At 64.1% G+C, this 16,820-nt stretch carries 18 protein-coding genes; 6 read left to right on the top strand and 12 right to left on the bottom strand.

Translation table 11 applies throughout. The features are described 5' to 3' along the window. Positions 1-48: 48 nt before the first annotated feature. A complete protein-coding gene (locus C7I85_RS17225; protein WP_106725240.1) occupies positions 49-810 on the bottom strand; it encodes a Crp/Fnr family transcriptional regulator in 762 nt (253 codons plus the stop codon). 147 nt (positions 811-957) lie between these two features. Here C7I85_RS17225 and C7I85_RS17220 point away from each other — a divergent pair, with 147 nt between their 5' ends. Continuing rightward, positions 958-1,347 carry a response regulator gene (locus C7I85_RS17220; protein ID WP_245444978.1) on the top strand — a complete coding sequence of 130 codons (390 nt, stop codon included), beginning with the start codon at positions 958-960 and terminating at the stop codon, positions 1,345-1,347. Here C7I85_RS17220 and C7I85_RS17215 read toward each other — a convergent pair. Together C7I85_RS17215 and C7I85_RS17210 are read right to left on the bottom strand one after the other, a co-directional pair. Next, positions 1,333-1,881: an RNA polymerase sigma factor gene (locus tag C7I85_RS17215; protein WP_106725238.1), complete on the bottom strand. Its 549-nt coding sequence runs from the start codon at positions 1,879-1,881 to the stop codon at positions 1,333-1,335. The two genes, C7I85_RS17220 and C7I85_RS17215, sit on opposite strands and share 15 nt — an antisense overlap. A gap of 5 nt (positions 1,882-1,886) precedes the next feature. After that, complete coding sequence (locus tag C7I85_RS17210) at positions 1,887-2,087, bottom strand: NepR family anti-sigma factor (RefSeq protein WP_106725237.1); 201 nt, start codon at positions 2,085-2,087, stop codon at positions 1,887-1,889. A gap of 215 nt (positions 2,088-2,302) precedes the next feature. Here C7I85_RS17210 and C7I85_RS17205 point away from each other — a divergent pair, with 215 nt between their 5' ends. The 4 genes from C7I85_RS17205 to C7I85_RS17190 all read left to right on the top strand — a co-directional run bounded on the left by C7I85_RS17205 (position 2,303) and on the right by C7I85_RS17190 (position 5,064). Beyond that, positions 2,303-3,097, top strand: a complete 795-nt coding sequence (locus C7I85_RS17205; RefSeq protein WP_106725236.1) for a response regulator — start codon at positions 2,303-2,305, stop codon at positions 3,095-3,097. 126 nt (positions 3,098-3,223) lie between these two features. Next, complete coding sequence (locus C7I85_RS17200) at positions 3,224-3,391, top strand: DUF1328 domain-containing protein (RefSeq protein ID WP_106725235.1); 168 nt, start codon at positions 3,224-3,226, stop codon at positions 3,389-3,391. A 190-nt stretch (positions 3,392-3,581) separates the two neighbouring features. Continuing rightward, positions 3,582-4,625 (top strand): sensor histidine kinase, encoded by a 1,044-nt coding sequence (locus C7I85_RS17195; protein WP_106725234.1) that lies wholly within the window; start codon positions 3,582-3,584, stop codon positions 4,623-4,625. 112 nt (positions 4,626-4,737) lie between these two features. Next, on the top strand, positions 4,738-5,064 hold the full coding sequence (locus C7I85_RS17190; RefSeq protein WP_106725233.1) for a hypothetical protein: 327 nt from the start codon (positions 4,738-4,740) through the stop codon (positions 5,062-5,064). A 28-nt stretch (positions 5,065-5,092) separates the two neighbouring features. Here C7I85_RS17190 and C7I85_RS17185 read toward each other — a convergent pair whose 3' ends face one another. The 4 genes from C7I85_RS17185 to xylF form a co-directional block, all read right to left on the bottom strand. Continuing rightward, positions 5,093-6,733, bottom strand: coding sequence for a CHASE domain-containing protein (locus C7I85_RS17185; protein ID WP_106725232.1), 1,641 nt, complete (start codon positions 6,731-6,733; stop codon positions 5,093-5,095). Positions 6,734-6,848: 115 nt separating this feature from the next. Beyond that, a complete protein-coding gene (locus tag C7I85_RS17180; protein ID WP_106725231.1) occupies positions 6,849-7,637 on the bottom strand; it encodes an ATP-binding cassette domain-containing protein in 789 nt (262 codons plus the stop codon). Between the two features lie 11 nt (positions 7,638-7,648). After that, positions 7,649-9,028 (bottom strand): sugar ABC transporter permease, encoded by a 1,380-nt coding sequence (locus C7I85_RS17175; protein WP_106725230.1) that lies wholly within the window; start codon positions 9,026-9,028, stop codon positions 7,649-7,651. A 142-nt stretch (positions 9,029-9,170) separates the two neighbouring features. Continuing rightward, on the bottom strand, positions 9,171-10,214 hold the full coding sequence (gene xylF / locus C7I85_RS17170) for a D-xylose ABC transporter substrate-binding protein (protein ID WP_106725229.1): 1,044 nt from the start codon (positions 10,212-10,214) through the stop codon (positions 9,171-9,173). Between the two features lie 235 nt (positions 10,215-10,449). Between xylF and C7I85_RS17165 the strand changes: the two genes are divergently transcribed. After that, complete coding sequence (locus C7I85_RS17165; protein ID WP_106725228.1) at positions 10,450-11,703, top strand: ROK family protein; 1,254 nt, start codon at positions 10,450-10,452, stop codon at positions 11,701-11,703. On the opposite strand, the gene phoB is transcribed toward C7I85_RS17165, so the two are convergent. From phoB to pstC, 5 genes are read right to left on the bottom strand one after another with little or no spacing between them, the layout of a single operon-like run. After that, the gene (gene phoB, locus C7I85_RS17160; protein ID WP_106725227.1) at positions 11,682-12,371 is read right to left on the bottom strand and encodes a phosphate regulon transcriptional regulator PhoB; all 690 of its coding nucleotides are present in this window, start codon (positions 12,369-12,371) and stop codon (positions 11,682-11,684) included. The genes C7I85_RS17165 and phoB overlap by 22 nt on opposite strands. A gap of 13 nt (positions 12,372-12,384) precedes the next feature. Beyond that, entirely contained in the window at positions 12,385-13,092 is a 708-nt protein-coding gene (gene phoU, locus C7I85_RS17155) for a phosphate signaling complex protein PhoU (RefSeq protein WP_106725226.1), read from the bottom strand. 41 nt (positions 13,093-13,133) lie between these two features. Next, entirely contained in the window at positions 13,134-13,958 is an 825-nt protein-coding gene (gene pstB / locus C7I85_RS17150; RefSeq protein ID WP_106725225.1) for a phosphate ABC transporter ATP-binding protein PstB, read from the bottom strand. 13 nt (positions 13,959-13,971) lie between these two features. Further along, positions 13,972-15,291 carry a phosphate ABC transporter permease PstA gene (gene pstA, locus C7I85_RS17145; protein ID WP_106725224.1) on the bottom strand — a complete coding sequence of 440 codons (1,320 nt, stop codon included), beginning with the start codon at positions 15,289-15,291 and terminating at the stop codon, positions 13,972-13,974. Beyond that, complete coding sequence (gene pstC / locus C7I85_RS17140) at positions 15,288-16,754, bottom strand: phosphate ABC transporter permease subunit PstC (RefSeq protein ID WP_106725223.1); 1,467 nt, start codon at positions 16,752-16,754, stop codon at positions 15,288-15,290. The genes pstA and pstC overlap by 4 nt, the downstream gene beginning before the upstream one ends. Positions 16,755-16,820 lie beyond the last annotated feature (66 nt).

Genomic DNA, 16,820 nt, shown 5'->3' with positions numbered 1-16,820 from the left:
AAAGCCGACCCCTGCCGGCTTTGCGCGCAGGCACGCGGAGCGCTTCATCTACACCAGCGGCCGCACCCTCTGTCCCAGTCCCTCCCAGCGCGCCAACACCATCAGTCCTTCCATGTCGAGGATGGTGCAGCCCCCATCGTGCCAGGCGATGAGCTTGCGGTTCGACAGCTTGCGGATGGTCTTGTTGGTATGGACGAGCGAGAGGCCGAGCGTGTCGGCGACATGCTGCTGGGTGATGGGGACTTCCAGCGAACGGCGCCCGATCAGGCCGACGGCCTGTGCCCTGCTGCCGATGAAGGCCATGAGATAGGCGGCGCGCTCAAGCGCCGAACGGCGGCCGACGCTGAGCAGGTTTTCGTCCAGCATCTGCTCCTCGCGCGCGGCGAGCCAGGTGATGTCATAGGCGAGGCCGGGGTGGTTGCGATAAAGCTCCTCGAGCTGGTCGCGCTCGAACACGCACAGCAACATGGGCGACAGCGACTCGACCGAATGCTGCATCTCGCCCATCAGGCTGCCCTGCAGGCCGATGAGGTCTCCCGGCATGACATAGTTGAGAATCTGGCGGCGGCCGTCCGGCATCAGCTTGAAGCGAAAGCCCCAGCCCGACAGCACCGTGTAGAGATGGGCGGAGTGGCTTCCTTCGACCAGCACGGTGGCGCCCTTGTCGACGGCCAGCTCACCCTTCTTGAACCTGGTGACGAAGGCCAGTTCCTGCTGTTCGAAGGCACGGAAGATCGGCAATGGCCGCAAGGGGCACTTTGCGCAATCGTGCTTGCGCACGGTCGATATCGGCTCCTGCGGCTTTGCCAAGCGGCCCCCTTTGCGAAGATTCCTGGGTGCCCAACGCTCGATTTTAGCCGAAGTTCCGCAACGATATTAAGTATATGTGTCTTTTTTAAATGACAGGTCCGGCGTTTGTCGCCATGGTCGGCGCACAATCCAAAACAGGTGATTTGAGTGTCCGATCTACTCGCCGGCATGCGAATCCTGCTACTTGAAGACGAGTTCCTGATCGCCATGGATGTCGAGCAGCTTTGCCGCGACAATGGCGCCAGGGAGGTCGTGACCGTCAAGGATTTGGACGAGATCGAGCAGGACAAGGTCGCGGAGAATTTCGACGCGGCGATCCTCGACGTCATGGTGAGCGGTACTTCGACCCTCGGCTTCGCGCGCCGCATTCGCGCACAGCGCCTGCCCTTCATCTTCGCGTCCGGCTATACCGACATGGATGAGGTGTTTCAGACCTTCCCCGGCATCCCGGTCGTCGACAAGCCTTATTCGGGCGGGGATCTCATCGAGGCACTGGCCGCTGCCATCAGCCGCCTACGCGGCTCAGGCCGCGTTTGATCCGGTCACCTGCGCTGATATCGCGTCGGGGCCATATTCGGACTCGCCTGAAATCTTGAGAATCTCCTGAAGCCTGTTGCGTGCGCGGCTGACGCGGCTCTTGATCGTGCCGACGGCGCAGCCGCAGATCTCGGCCGCCTCCTCATAGGAGAAACCCGACGCGCCGATGAGGATGATCGCCTCGCGCTGGTCCTGCGGCAGTTGTTCCAGAGCGCCGCGGAAATCCTCGAGATCGAGCAGGCCGTGCTGGCTGGGATGCACGGCCAGGCGCTCGGTCATCACGCCGTCGCTGTCCTGCACCTCGCGGCCGCGCTTGCGCATCTGCGAGTAGAACTCGTTGCGCAGAATGGTGAAAAGCCAGGCCTTGAGGTTGGTTCCCATCTGGAAACTCTCATGCTTGTCCCAGGCCTTGACCAGCGTTTCCTGGACGAGGTCGTCCGCCTTGTCGGCATTCTGCGTCAAGGACACGGCGAAGGCGCGCAGATTGGGGATGGCTGCGAGCAAGTCGTTCTTGAACGCGCTAGAAACAGCCATGCAGATCAACCCTCCTTCTTCTGAAGAGGCTCAGCCTGCTCCAGTTGCGACAGCAACTGGCTGAACCTGTCCGGCACCTCGTCGGACAGCAACTCGTCATAATATTGCTTAAGTTTGCGGCCAATTTCTGAATTCGGGCCTAGGGGATCGCTTGCCCCCTGACGGCGTGAAGCTGCGGGTTCGACGCCGGCGTGTTGTCTGGTCATTATGCAATGTCGTCCTGTTTTACCCGTTTGGGCGGCTCGCAAAGCCTGAATCTAGGCAAACGAAAACCACCCCCACGTCGCCCAATTTGCCCTTAAACGCAGCAACAAGGAATTGGTTCCATTTTCGTGAGGAACTTTTTCAGCTGCGCCGCGTTGAAGGAGTTGGTGTTTCAAACTATCAATTCCAAGTCGCCATGCGAGGGAAGCATCCTACCATGAGTCTATCCGCAACAATCGCCCCTCATCTGCCCTACCTGCGGCGTTTTTCACGCGCGGTCTCCGGATCGCAACAAAGCGGTGACGCGCTGGTGGCGGCCGTGCTCGAGGCGATCATTGCTGATGTCAGCATTTTCCCCGAAGCCTCCAGCGAACGCATCGCGCTCTACAAGGTCTTTGCCAAGCTCTTCACCTCGGTCGCCATCCGCGTGCCGCAGGAAGAGGCGGAGTCACCCTGGGAGCAGCGCGCCGCGGCCAATCTGACGGCACTGTCGCCAGTGCCGCGCCAGGCCTTCCTGCTGGTGACGGTGGAAGGCTTCAGCAATGCGGAGGCGGCCGAGATCCTCGGCGTCACCGAAGAAGAGTTCCTTGACCTACTCTCGCAGGCCAGCAACGAGATCTCGCGTCAGGTCGCTACCGACATCCTCATCATCGAGGACGAGCCGCTGATCGCCATGGACATCGAGGAGATGGTCGAGAGCCTGGGCCACCGCGTCGTCGGCACCGCCCGCACCCACACCGAGGCAATCGCCATGTTCGGCCGCACCCGGCCGAAGATGATCCTGGCCGACATCCAGCTTGCCGACGGCAGCTCCGGCATCGACGCCGTCAACGAGATCCTCTCTTCGTCCTCGGTGCCGGTCATCTTCATCACCGCCTTTCCGGAACGCCTGCTCACCGGCGAGCGGCCCGAGCCGGCCTTCCTGGTGACCAAGCCGTTCAACCCGGAAATGGTCAAGGCACTCATCAGTCAGGCGCTTTTCTTCGACAGGCAGGCCAGGGCCGCCGCCTGACGGGATCAGCCCGGCGCATACAGGAGAGGTCGTCGCCCGCGGCGGCCTTTTTCTTTGACCAGGCGGGCTTCCGGAACAAAAGCTCCGCTTCAACGTTTCCCAGCAACGAAATAGGGAGAAGAATAAATGCTTTATTGGGCTTTGGTATTTCTCGTAGTCGCCATCATCGCCGGCGCCCTCGGCTTTGGCGGCATTGCCGGCACTTCGGCCGGCATCGCACAGATTTTGTTTTTCATATTCCTGGCGTTCCTCGTGATTTCGCTGATCGCCGGCCTCGTTCGCCGGGCGCAGTGACGTGTAAATTCGCAAAAGGTGACATAATGCCGGAAGCCGTCCTGAGTCGGCTTCTGGGCGACCGCCGGACCAGCCTTTTGGGGCGCGGCGGACTACCAGCGGCGGACGCCGCATGAAGATGCAGGGTATCTAGCGGGAACCCATCACAGATTGAATCGTTCAACCTGCGCGTGGGGATAAAAGTTGAACGATGACAACGACAGCTGGCGGGCACGAACACGATAAGGGCGGCTCAAGCGCCGTCTTGGCCACGCGTGGCGGCGGCACACCCGACATCGGCCGCAGCCTCATCCACGCCCTGCGCAACACCGGCATCTCGGTAGTCTACCAGGATCGCGACCTGCGCGTATTGTGGTCGCAGAACCTGCCCACCGCCTGGGCGGCAGGCGACATCATCGGCAAGACCGACAGCGATTTCCTGCCGCACGAGCAGGCCGAGCAGCTGCGCGCCGCCAAGATGGCGGTGTTCGACACCGGCCAGCCGGAGAGCCTCGAAATCCATCTCCCGCACAATGACGGCGTGCGCTGGTTCGACGTCTGGATCGATGCCGACAGGGATACCGAAGAGTCGTCGCGCGGCATCATCACCACCGCCATCGACGTCACCGAGAAGAAGCGCCGCGAGCAGACGCTGAAGGCGCTGCTGCGCGAGCTCAGCCACCGGTCGAAGAACCTCTTGGCGATCGTCCAGAGCATCGCCACGCAGACCGGCCGCTATTCCGGCTCGATCGACACCTTCCTGTCGCGCTTCCGCGGCCGGCTGCAATCGCTGGCCTCGTCGCAGGATCTGGTCACCTCGTCCAACTGGCGCGGCGCCGACCTGCGCGAGCTGGTGGTGAGCCAGGTCGGGCGCTATAGCAGCGACGCCAGGCGGGCGGTCGTGTTCGAGGGCGAAAACCCCTACCTCAATCCCAACGCCACCATCCATATCGGGCTTGCATTGCACGAGCTGGCCGTCAATTCGGTCAACTATGGCGCGCTGGCGCGAGACGGCGGCTTCATCACCGTCTCAGCCAAGCTGATCCAGGAGGGCGACGGCCCGGCGGCCCTGTCGCTGACCTGGACCGAAGCCATCGGCCACGCCGTCCGTACGCCGAACGAAAAGCGCTTCGGCAGCGTTGCGCTGGAGCGCGTGGTTCCGACCTCGCTCAACGGCACGGCCAGCATCAGCTTCGACAACGACACGCTGCGCTACGAGCTGGTGATCCCCGGCGACAGCTTCGAGATCGAATAATTCCAGCTTCCTCCGAGTAGTTCTCCCATCTGGAAAAATAGTTCTTGCCTCCATCAAGAATCGTGGGAACTGCTTGCCGGGTGATTCGTTTTCCTCGCGAGAGGAATCCCCGATGGAACACATTGCTGCACTGCTTCTGATCATCGGCTGTTCGGGCGACCTGAAACAATGCAGCGAGCTGCCCGCGCCGGTCACGGTCTATGAAACCAGCGAGGAGTGCAATACTGCCCTTCCATTCGCTCTGAACGACGCGCAGGGCGAGCGGGTGCGGGTTTTCGGCACATGCGTCTTCGTCGACCCGGCGATGGAAGAGGACGACGCCGAGCTGAACTGGGACATCACGTCCGACGGCAAACTCGTCGCTTCCGTCGATTTTCCCGACCCGGTGGTGACCGCCGCCACGCCACCTCCGCAGCAGGCAAGTCTGCAGGCCAAGTGATGGCCGAGCCCGTGCAAGGCTGCACTAGCTAAGCAGCCTGTTTCTTGTTGGGCGGCGTCAGCGGGACCTCGATCAGCACCACCAGCCCATCCGAACCGTACTCGCGGTTGATCGTGCCGTAGAGCTCGCGCTGGATGTTCATGTCGATCAGCTTGGTGCCGAAGCCGATGCGGGTAGGCGGCTCGATCGGCTTGCTGCTGCTTTCCTTCCAGGTAAGCGCGAGGCGCCGGTCCTTGCCCTGCCCTGTCACCGTCCAGCTGACCTTGAGGGCACCCATGGATTCGCTGACTTCGCCATATTTCAGCGCATTGGTCGCCAGTTCGTGGAAGGTCAGCCCCAGAGCCTGGGTCATGGTCTCGTCCAGAAGCACCATCGGGCCGGTCAGCATGTCCTCGGGCAGTTCCTTGCCGAAGACCTGTCCTAGCTCGATCTCCAGCAGTTCGCGAAGATCGGCCTTCTGCCAGCGCGAACGCGTGAGCATGTCCTGCGAGGCGGCCATCGCCTGAAGCCGCGCGGCGAAGGATTTGGAGAACTCGTTGAGGTCGGGCGCGTGGGCCGCCGTCTGGCGCGCCATCGCCAGCACGCGGGTGATGGAATTCTTGATGCGATGCTTCATTTCCTGAAGCATCAGATCCTTTTCGAGCAGGCTCTTTTCGGTCGTCTCGTGAAGCTGCGAGACGGCTTCGTAGGCGCGCTCCTGATAGCGGGCTACCAGAGCCACCGCGCCTGCCAGCAGCAGTCCGAACAGGCCGAGCAGCACGGGGATGGTCGGCGAAGACGGCTCGGAGAAGCCGACGGTCGGCCGGAAGCGCAGCGTCCAGGGCCGGCCGGCCAGGATGATCGTGCGCGTCACCCGGAAATCGTCGCCATAGGCCGAGGATGGCGTGACGGGCGAACGGTAGAACAGGTGCTCGTCGCTGGCCGCCCCGTCGAACACTTCGGCGCTGACCGGCAAGGCCGGAGCCGCGCCGAGCGCCGCCTGGAACAGGTCACCGGTGCGGAAGGCCACGAACACCAGTCCGACGACATCCGGTTTGGGATCGGTATTGGCCTTCGGCGAGTTGTCGGTCACGCTGGCGAAGACCAGGAACCCCGGCACACGCTGGATCTCCGGGCTCTCCTCCCCCAAAAGGATGCGACCGGTGGCTCGCGGCTGGCCGCTGTGGACCGCCATCTCGATGGCCGAACGCCGCGCCGGGTCGGTGAACATGTCGAAGCCGATGCCGGTGAGATCGCTATCGTCCATCGGCTCATAGAGCAGCACCGGCGTTCGCCAGTCCTGCGTCGAAGGCGGATGAACGGCGCGGTCCACGCCGTGGATGTGCTGGATGCGGTTTTCGAGTTCCGCCTCTTCGCCGGTCGTGCCGAAGCCGAGATAGCCGATGCCCCGCAGGCCCTTGAAATTGTCCTTGACGTCGAGCGCGTCGTAGAAGGCGCTGAACTCGGCGCGGGACATGGAGCCGTCGCGCGCCTGGAACAGCGCCTGGGTCGAGCGCAGCAGCGAAAGCTGCAGGTCGAGCCGGCCCTCGATGCGGTTCATCGCATCGTCGACGGTGGCTTCGAACTTGAAGCGCGCAGCTTCTTGCGAGGCGACATAGGCAAAGCTCGCCAGCCCAAGACTGGCAAGGGCCACAGCCAGGAACGCGGCAACGGAAAAGAACTTCTTCAACGGGCGGGCACTTCCATCGCTCATATCCTACACTTTTTAAAGGGTAGTTGAACGATTGCAATGGACTGCCGGGCTGATTGAGGAGGTAGGGCCTCAACCATCGTGACAATCCGACTTATGCGGCCATGTTCATCGCGCCTGGCCCCGGTATCGCGCCGGGCGGACATTTGCCCAGGATGATCATGCCGAGCACCTCGTCCTTGGTTACGTCTTCCGTCCGCGCCGTGCCGACCACCTGCCCGTTCTTCATCACGCAGACCCGGTCGGCAAGCTCGAAGACGTCGTGGATGTCGTGGCTGATCAGGAAGATGCCAATGCCATCCGCCTTCAGCTGTTTGACCAGTTCGCCGACCTGCGCCGTCTCCTGCGGCCCAAGTGCTGCCGTCGGCTCGTCCATGATCAGGATGCGTGCATTGAACAGGATGGCGCGGGCGATCGCCACCGACTGGCGCTGGCCGCCCGACAGCTTGCTGACCGGCTCCTTGAAACGCTGGAAGCGCGGGTTGAGGCGGCCCATCACCTTGCGCGCCTCGGCTTCCATGGCGACGTCGTCCAGCGTGCCCCAGTCTGTCCTGAGCTCGCGGCCGAGGAACAGATTGGCGGCGGCGTCGACATTGTCGGCCAGAGCCAGCGTCTGGTAGATCGTCTCGATGCCATATCGCTTGGCGTCACGGGGATTGCCGATCGTCGCCTCCTCGCCATTGACGAGGATGGCGCCGGCATCGCGCTTATAGGCGCCCGACAGGATCTTGATCAGCGTCGACTTGCCGGCGCCGTTGTGACCGAGCAGGGCCACGACCTCGCCCGCATGCAGGTCGACCGAGGCGTCGTCCACGGCGCGGATACCGCCGAAGGCGATGGAGATGTTGCGAAGCTCGACGAGCGGGGTGCGTATCTGGTCCATCATCTTCCCCCTCAATGCACGCGGCGGCGGTAGAGCGTGTCCAGCCACACGGCCAGGACCAGCACGATGCCGACGACGATGTTCTGCAGCGGCGTGTCGACATTCAGCAGCACCATGCCCGATTGCAGCGACTGCATCAGCACAGCACCCAGCATGGCGCCGGCCACGGTGCCCACGCCGCCCGACAGCGAGGTGCCGCCGATGACGGCCGCGGCGATGACCAAAAGCTCGTCCAGCGTGCCCTGCGCATTGGTCGCCGCATTCAGGCGCGCCGTCGAGATCGCCGCGCTAATCGCCGCCAGGAAACCCATGACCATGAAGATCATCATCGTCACCCAGCGGGTGTTGATGCCGGCCAGTTCCGCGGCTTCCGGATTGCCGCCGATGGCGAAGACGTAGCGGCCGAAGCGCGTGCGCGTGGTGATGAAGGTCATGATGATGCCGGCCGCAATCGCCATCAGCACGGGGATGGCGATGCCATGGGAAATGAACAGCCCGCCATCCGGAATGGCGATGTTGTTGGCCTCGGCATATTTCTTCACCGTGCCGGCCGGCCAGGGATAGGAGTTGGCGACCAGGACGGCAGCGAGGATGAGAAGGCAGGTCACCGAACCTATGAATACCTCGGCCCAGACAGGGCGCTGCGGAAAGCGGAAGCGCCGCCGCTGGTTGCGGTTCGACACCAGCATCAGCACGACCGCGGCGCAGGCGACGAGACCGATCACCCAGCTCCAGGTCGCGCCGATCGCGCCTTCCGGCCCGCCGCCCATGAGGCGGAAGGTGGCGTCCATCGGCGCCACCGTCTGGCCGCTGGTGACCCACCAGGCAGCACCGCGCCAGACCAGCAGGCCGCCCAGCGTGACGATGAAGGCCGGAATACCGAGATAGGCGATGAGGAAGCCGTGCAGCGCGCCGATCGTCAGGCCGACGAGGAGGCCGGCCCCGAGCGCGATGATCCAGATCGACGGATCGCCCAGCGAATAGCCGGCATAGTGCGGCAGGATGAAGGCCTGGGTGACGCCCATGATCATGCCGCTGACGCCCAGGATCGAGCCGACCGACAGGTCGATGTTGCGGGTGACGATCACCAGCACCATGCCGGTTGCCATGACGGCGACCGATGACGACTGCACCGACAGGTTCCACAGATTGCGCGCGGTCAGGAAGGTGCGGCTGTCCAGCTCGAACGGACTGACGCCCAGGCGCAGGCTCGAGATGAACTGAAAGCCGATCCAGATGACCAGCAGCGCGCCGATCATGCCCAGCATGCGCGTGTCGAGTTCCGTGGCTTTCAGGAACCGGCCAATGGCGCCGGTGTCCGACGCCCGCGCGCGATCGGCAAATTCCTGAGCCCCCTGAGCCGGCGGCTCGCCTGTTGTCACTTGCGTCATGACATCCTCCCACCGGCGGCCGTCAACATTTCCTGCCGGCAATCAACCCTAATAAAACGCCGCGGTTTTCGTCAAACCGCGGCGTCGTTCCTGTGTCGGCATCGCCCCTCGTCCGGCGGGACGGTGGCGAGCCTGACCCAGATCAGTCGCAAGCCGGCGTCGAGCCTGCCTTCACGCCCTGGCAGACCACGTCCTTGGAAACCCAGCCGGCGTCGATGACGAGCTTGAGGTTGTCCTTGGTGACGGCGACGGGCTTGAGGAAGACCGAGGTCATCTCCACCTTGTTGGGGCCGTCCGACCACTTCATGGCGTTCGGGATCTCGTCCATCTTCTTGCCGTCGGCGAGCTGCGAGGCGATTTCTGCCGCGGCCTTGCCGAGTTCGCGCGCATCCTTCCACACCGACACGGTCTGCGTGCCGAGCGCGATGCGGTTGAGCGCGGCATGGTCGCCGTCCTGGCCCGACACCGGCACCGAGCCGGCCAGGCCCTGCGCGTCGAGGGCTGCGATCGCACCGCCGGCGGTGCCGTCATTGGAGGCAACCACCGCATCGACCTTGTTGTCGTTGGCGGTCAGGAACTGCTCCATGTTCTTCTGGGCGTTCGCCGGCAGCCAGCCATCGGTGTAGGCCTCGCCGACATTCTTGATCTTGCCGCCATCGATGGCTTCCTTCAGCACTTCCATTTGGCCGGCGAACAGGAAGTCCGCGTTCGGGTCGGCGCCGTTGCCCTTGATGAAGACGTAGTTGCCTTCGGGCTTGGCCTCGAATACCGACTTGGCCTGCAGGCGGCCGACTTCCTTGTTGTCGAAGGTCAGGTAGAAGGCGTCCTTGTTCTCGATCAGGCGGTCATAGCCGACGACCGGAATGCCCTCGGCCACAGCTTTTTCGACAGCCGGTCCGATGGCGCTGGAATCCTGCGCCAGGATGATCAGCGCGTTGGCGCCCTGCGAGATCAGGCTTTCGACGTCGGTCAGCTGCTTGGCGGCCGACGACTGCGCGTCCGCCGAAATGTACTTGTCGCCCGCCGCCTCGAGTGCTGCCTTGATGGCGGCTTCGTCGGTCTTCCAGCGCTCTTCCTGGAAGTTCGACCAGGAAACGCCGACGACCTTGTCCTTCGCCTCGGCGACAGCCGCCAGCGACATGGACAGCGCAACACCCGCCAGCATGGCGGTTGCAAACTTCTTCATGATTTCCTCCCTGCACCCCCTCAGGAGCGCTATGACGTTGGCATAAGCCTCCCTGAAGCTCTTTTTTTCGAGCCTCGAAAAAAAGAATGACGCATGCCCGGAGTTCTGTCAATATGCTTCGACAGGCCGTTGACGCAGGGCCTGCAAACTGGAATGTCGGCAACGTTCAAGCCCAGAGAAGCAAAATTCGCGCCGCAGGTTCCAGAAGCGGACAGGGCCGGGAGGAAGACCGCACATGTCCGTCGCGATCCGTCACGACGATCTCAGGAAGCGCAACCGGGCCATGGTGATCGCCGCCGTGCGCCGCGCCGGCCAGCCTTCGCGCACTGAAATCGCCGGCTCGACCGGCCTCAGCCATTCGACCATCTCGGCCATCTCCGCCGATCTCATCGCCGAAGGCATTCTCGTCGAAACCAAGGGAACGGAGGCGGCGACCTCGAAGCGCGGCCGCCCGCAGGTGGCGCTCGGCCTTGCCGCCGATGCGGCCGAGATCGTCACGGTGGTGCTGTCGCTGAATTTCCTGTCCGTCGCCGTGGTCGATTATTCGGGCCAGCTGGTCTCGGAGGAAGAGCGCAAGATCGACACGCTGACCATGTCGCGCGAAGACCTGATCGGCCTTTGCGCGGCAATCGTGCGCCGGCAGGTGGAGCAGCGCCGCGCCGCCGGCCGAAGGGTGCTGCGCATCGGCATGGCGGTGCAGGGCATCACCGATTCCGCCTCGCGCATGCTCCTGTGGTCGCCGATTACGCCGCATGCCGACATCGAGTTCGGCGACCGGCTGGAAGCTGCGACGGGCATTCCCGTCACCGTCGAGAACGACTGCAACATGATCGCGGTGGCACTGAGATGGCGTAGGCCGGAACGCTACCGCAACGACTTCATCGCCATCCTGCTGTCGCACGGCATCGGCATGGGCATGATGCTGAAGGGCGAGTTGTTCACCGGCACCCAATCCTCCGGCGGCGAGTTCGGCCACATGATCCACCGGCCCGATGGCGCGCTGTGCCGCTGCGGTCGCCGCGGCTGCGTCGAGGCCTATGCCGGCAACTACGCCATCTGGCGCAATGCCGGGCTAAGGAGCGAGGACGAGGCCCCGCTGTCCGACATTTCCGACGCTGAAATCCGCGACCTGGCCGACCGGGCACGCGCCTCCGACGGCCCCGAGCGCGAGGCGTTTCGCGTGGCCGGAGAGGCGATCGGCTTCGGCCTCGGCAGCCTGTTTGCGCTGATCGACCCGGCCCCGGTCGCGATGGTCGGCATTGGTGCTGCCGCCTTCGACCTCATCGAGCCCCCGCTTCGCGAGGCGATCGACAAGACCGCCGGCGGCCAGCACAACAAGGCGATTTCCTTCGACACCGAGCCGAACGAGCGGCCGCTGATCCGCGAAGGCTGCACCATGCGCGCTCTGACCTTCGTCGACGAAGAACTGTTCGCAGCCGGCCTCGCGGCTGCGGAAAGCTCCGCGCCTCAGTCCTCGCGGATCGCGTAGCCGGAACCGCGGATGGTGCGGATAACGTCGGGCATGCGGCCGTGGTTCACGGCCTTGCGCAGGCGCCCGACATGCACGTCCACCGTGCGCTCGTCGATATAGATCGTCTCGCCCCAGACGTTGTCGAGCAGCTGGCTGCGCGAGAACACGCGGCCGGGGTGACGCATCATGAACTCGAGCAGCCGGAACTCGGTGGGCCCGAGCTTGATCTCATTCTTGCGGCGATAGACGCGGTGCGCCTCGCGGTCGAGCACGATGTCGCCGACCTTCAGCACGCTGGACAGCACTTCGGGCTTGGCCCGGCGCAACAGCGCCTTCACCCGCGCGATGAATTCCGGCGTCGAGAACGGCTTGACCAGATAGTCGTCGGCGCCGGTCGACAGGCCGCGCACGCGATCGCTTTCCTCGCCGCGCGCCGTCAGCATGATGATTGGCAGGCGCTCGGTTTCGGGCCGCATGCGCAGACGGCGGCAAAGCTCGATGCCGGAGATCGCCGGCAGCATCCAGTCGAGGACCAGAAGGTCCGGCACGTTCTCCTGAAGCCTGATTTCGGCCTCGTCGCCACGCGTGACGACCTCGACCTGATAGCCTTCGGATTCGAGATTGTAGCGGAGCAGGACGCCTAGCGGCTCCTCGTCCTCCACGACCATGACTTTTGGTGCAATCATTAGGTTAGTAGTCCTAGGCGGCCGGGCTAGCCAGCGAAGTTTCGTCAAGCTTCGGCCGGTTGGGCGGAAGCTGCTGTCCGGTCATCACGTAATAGGCGTTTTCGGCAATATTGGTGACGTGGTCGCCGATGCGCTCCAGGTTCTTGGCGCAGAACAGGAGATGCGTGCAGGCCGTGATGTTGCGAGGGTCCTCCATCATGTAGGTCAGGAGCTCGCGGAAGACGGCGGTGTACTTCACGTCGATCTTCTCGTCGGCGGCGCGCAGGTCCTGCATCGCGTCGGACTCGCGGGCGACATATTTGTCGACGACGGCGTTCAGCTGGTCGAGCACCATCGCCGACATCGTCTCGATGCTGTGGGCAAGGTTGCGCGGCGTCGAGCTCTGGCCGACAGCGCTGACGCGCTTGGCGATGTTCTTGGCAAGGTCGCCAATGCGTTCGAGGTCGCCCGCCATGCGGATGGCGCCGACCACGGCGCGCAGGTCCTGCGCCATCGGCTGGCGCTTGGCGATCAGCGTGATGGCGCGGTCGTCCAGCTCGCGCTGGCGCGCATCCATCACCGCGTCGTCCGAGATCACGCGCTGGCCGAGTGCCGCGTCGGAACTGACCAGCGCCTGGATCGAGGCTGTCACCATGGAGGCTGCAAGATCGCCCATGTCCCGGATGAGCCGGTCGATATGCCCGAGCTCATCGTCGAATGAGGTAACGGTGTGTTTGCCCATTATCTGTCCTCGTAATCGGCGTCTGCAAAATCCGCGCCGCGTCAGCCGAAGCGGCCGGTGATGTAGTCCTGGGTGCGCCGGTCATCGGGATTGGTGAACATCTTGTCGGTCTCACCTTCCTCGACCAGATAGCCCATGTGGAACATCGCCGTGCGCTGCGAAACGCGCGCCGCCTGCTGCATCGAGTGGGTGACGATGACGATGGTGTAGTTCTGGCGCAGCTCGTCGATCAGTTCCTCGACGCGCGCGGTGGCGATCGGGTCGAGGGCCGAGCACGGCTCGTCCATCAGGATCACCTCAGGCGACACCGCGATGGCGCGCGCGATGCAGAGGCGCTGCTGCTGGCCGCCGGAAAGACCGGTACCGGGCTCATGCAGGCGGTCCTTCACCTCGTTGAACAGGCCGGCCTTCTTCAGGCTGGTCTCGACGATCTCGTCGAGGTCGCCTTTCTTGCGGGCGAGGCCATGGATGCGCGGGCCGTAGGCGACGTTCTCGAAGATCGACTTGGGGAAAGGGTTCGGCTTCTGGAACACCATGCCGACGCGGGCGCGCAGCTCAACCACGTCGATCTTGGGGTCGTAGATATCCTCGTCGTCGAGGGTGATCTTGCCGGCCACACGGGCGCTGTCGATGGTGTCGTTCATGCGGTTGAGGCAGCGCAGGAAGGTGGACTTGCCACAGCCCGAGGGGCCGATCAGCGCCGTCACCTGGTTTTCACGCACGTCGAGGTCGACGTCGAACAGGGCCTGCTTCTCGCCATAGAAGACGCAGACCTTGCGCCCGCGCATCTTGATCGTTTCGTTGGGCGTACCGTTCATCTTGTCGTTCACCGCGCTTTCGAGTGCCGTTTCGGTCATGATGTTCATAATACAGATCTCCCTACCAGCGCCGTTCGAACCGGCGGCGGAGCACGATCGCCGTGATGTTCATCGCCATCAGGAAGATGAGCAGGATGATGATGGCACCCGACATGCGCTCGACGAAGGCGCGCTCGGCCTCATTGGCCCACATATAGATTTGCACCGGCAGTGCGGTCGACGGCTCCAGCGGCGTCGCCGGACGGTCGGCAACGAAGGCGACCATGCCGATCAGCAGCAGGGGCGCCGTCTCGCCCAGCGCGCGCGCCAGGCCGATGATGGTGCCGGTGAGGATGCCAGGCGCCGCCAGCGGCAGGATGTGCTGGAACACCATCTGCATCTTGGAGGCGCCGAGACCCAGCGCTGCCGAGCGGATCGACGGCGGCACGGCGGCAAGGGCTGCGCGCGTGGCGATGATGATGGTGGGCAGCGTCATCAGCGTCAGCACCAGGCCGCCGACCAGCGCCGCCGAACGCGGCAGGCCGAGGAAGTTGATGAACACCGACAGGCCGAGCAGACCGAAGACGATGGACGGCACGGCGGCGAGGTTGTTGATGTTGACCTCGATGAGGTCGGTTAGCCGGCTCTTCTTGGCGAACTCCTCGAGATAGATCGAGGCGGCGACGCCGATGGGCAGCGCCAGCAGCAACACGATGACCATCATGTAGAACGAGCCGATGATGGCCACGCCCATGCCCGAGGTCTCAGGCCGGCTGGAGGCGCCGAAGGTGAACAGGCCCTTGTTGAAATGCTCGGCCAGCGAGCCCTCGGCGGCGAGCTGCTTCATCCAGGTGACCTGCTGGTCGGACACCTTGCGGCGGCTTTCGTCGACCGACAGATCGATCTGGCCCTTGAAGGCGGAATCGATGTTGGCGGCAACGAGGATCTCGACATTGCGGGTCGTGCCGATGATGGAGGGATCGTCGGTCACCATCGTGCGCAGCTGCGCCCGCGCCCCGTCGGACAGGAAGCCCTTGAGCTTGCGCGCCGCGACCTTGTCGTCCGGATTGATGCCGAGCTTGGCCATCAGCGCGTTCTCGGCCAGCTTGGGATAGTTGGCCGTGATCAGCACATTGGGATCAGTCGCCCGCTTGTTTTCCGGGTCGATGACATTTGCGTCGAAGGTGATCGGCAGCGTCGCCGTCGTCTGCCAGAAGGCGGTGTAGCCCTTGCCGATGATCGTGACGAGCATGACGGCGAGGAACACGATGCCTACCGAAATCGCCAGGACGCCGTAGATGCGGAAGCGGCGTTCGGCGGCGTAGCGGCGCTTCAGACCGATGTCGCGCCGCGGCCGGGCGACCGTTCCATTGGCAATGCCGTTCAGGGGGATGTCGGTCATTCGTACTGTTCCCGATACTTGCGCACGATGTAGAGCGCGAAGATGTTCATCACCAGCGTGAGTGCAAACAGGGTGATGCCGAGCGCGAAGGCGACCAGCGTCTGCGGCGAGTTGAACTCGAGGTCGCCGGTCAGTTGGTTGACGATCTTGACGGTGATGGTGGTCATCGCCTCGAACGGGTTGGCTGTCAGGTTGGCGGCGACGCCCGCGGCCAGCACCACGATCATGGTCTCGCCGATGGCGCGCGAGGCGGTGAGCAGGATGGCGCCGACGATGCCCGGCAGCGCGGCGGGCAGGATGACCCGCTTGATGGTTTCGGAGCGCGTTGCGCCCAGCCCCAGCGAGCCGTCGCGCATGGCGCGCGGCACGGCGGTTATGATGTCGTCGGAGAGCGAGGAGACCACCGGGATCAGCATCACGCCCATCACAAGGCCAGCGGTGAAAACGCTCTGAGCCTGGATGAAGCCGGTGCCGCCGGCAAGGGCTGCGCTGAGGTCGCGCAGGAAAGGCCCGAGCGTCACCAGTGCGAAGATACCGTAGACGATGGTCGGGATGCCGGCGAGCAGTTCGAGAGCCGGCTTCACCACCGCGCGCACCCGCGGCGAGGCATATTCGGCCATGTAGACGGCCGACATCAGGCCGACCGGCACCGCCACCAGCATGGCGACGAGGGCGATGTAGAGCGTACCGGCGAGCAGCGGGATGAGGCCGAACTGGCCTTCCGAGCCGCCCGAGCCGGCGGCGGCGAAGCGCGGATCCCACACCGTGCCGAAGAAGAAGTTGGTGAGCGGCACGCGCTCGAAGAAATTGATGGTCTGGAACAGCAGCGACAGGATGATGCCGATGGTGGTCAGGATGGCGATGGTCGAGGCGCCAAGCAGCCCCCACAGCACCAGCTTCTCGACATTGTTGCGCGCACGCGCCCGAACCTGAACATGCGAGACGCCAAGCGTTGCGCCGCCGATCGAGACCGCCAGGATCAGGATGGCGCCGATAAGGCTCAGCCTGTCCTGCATGCGGTTGGCGTCGACCGCGATCGGGATCATGTAGTCCTGCGTGTCCGGCGCCAGCGCCACGCCGCGCGCGGCGAGCTGCGGCTGCAGTTCGGCAAAGCTGGCCGGCGGATTGGCAGCCGTCTGCGGATCGAGCCGGCGCAGGCCGTTGGCAAGGCTCGTCGTCAGGCTCGCGGCAAGCTTCTCGCTGGCAATCGGGCTGTCGGCAGTCTGCATGGGCAGCTGCGACTTGATATGCTCCTGCAGATAGACGTTGGAGCCCACGCCCCAGACGATCAGCAGCAGGAGGGCCGGCATGGTGGCGAGCAGGAAAGCCCACCAGCCGTGATAGTGAGCGCGGGAATGCGGCTTGACCTTGCCGTCGTCCTGCACGAGCGCGCGCTGGCGGCCTACGAAGAAGGCGACCGCGCCAATGGCGAGTACAGCTGCGAACACGAGCATCAAGGACATGGGTTGCTCCCGGCTGAAAGGCAAAACTTCGGGGCACGCCGGATCGCGCACCCCGAAGCCGTAAGC

Source organism: Pseudaminobacter soli (ex Li et al. 2025), assembly GCF_003012705.1.
In the GTDB taxonomy this organism is placed as follows: Bacteria; Pseudomonadota; Alphaproteobacteria; order Rhizobiales; family Rhizobiaceae; genus Pseudaminobacter; species Pseudaminobacter soli.
Note: the sequence above shows the minus strand (reverse complement) of the source record. Positions and strands in the feature narration are given on the sequence as shown.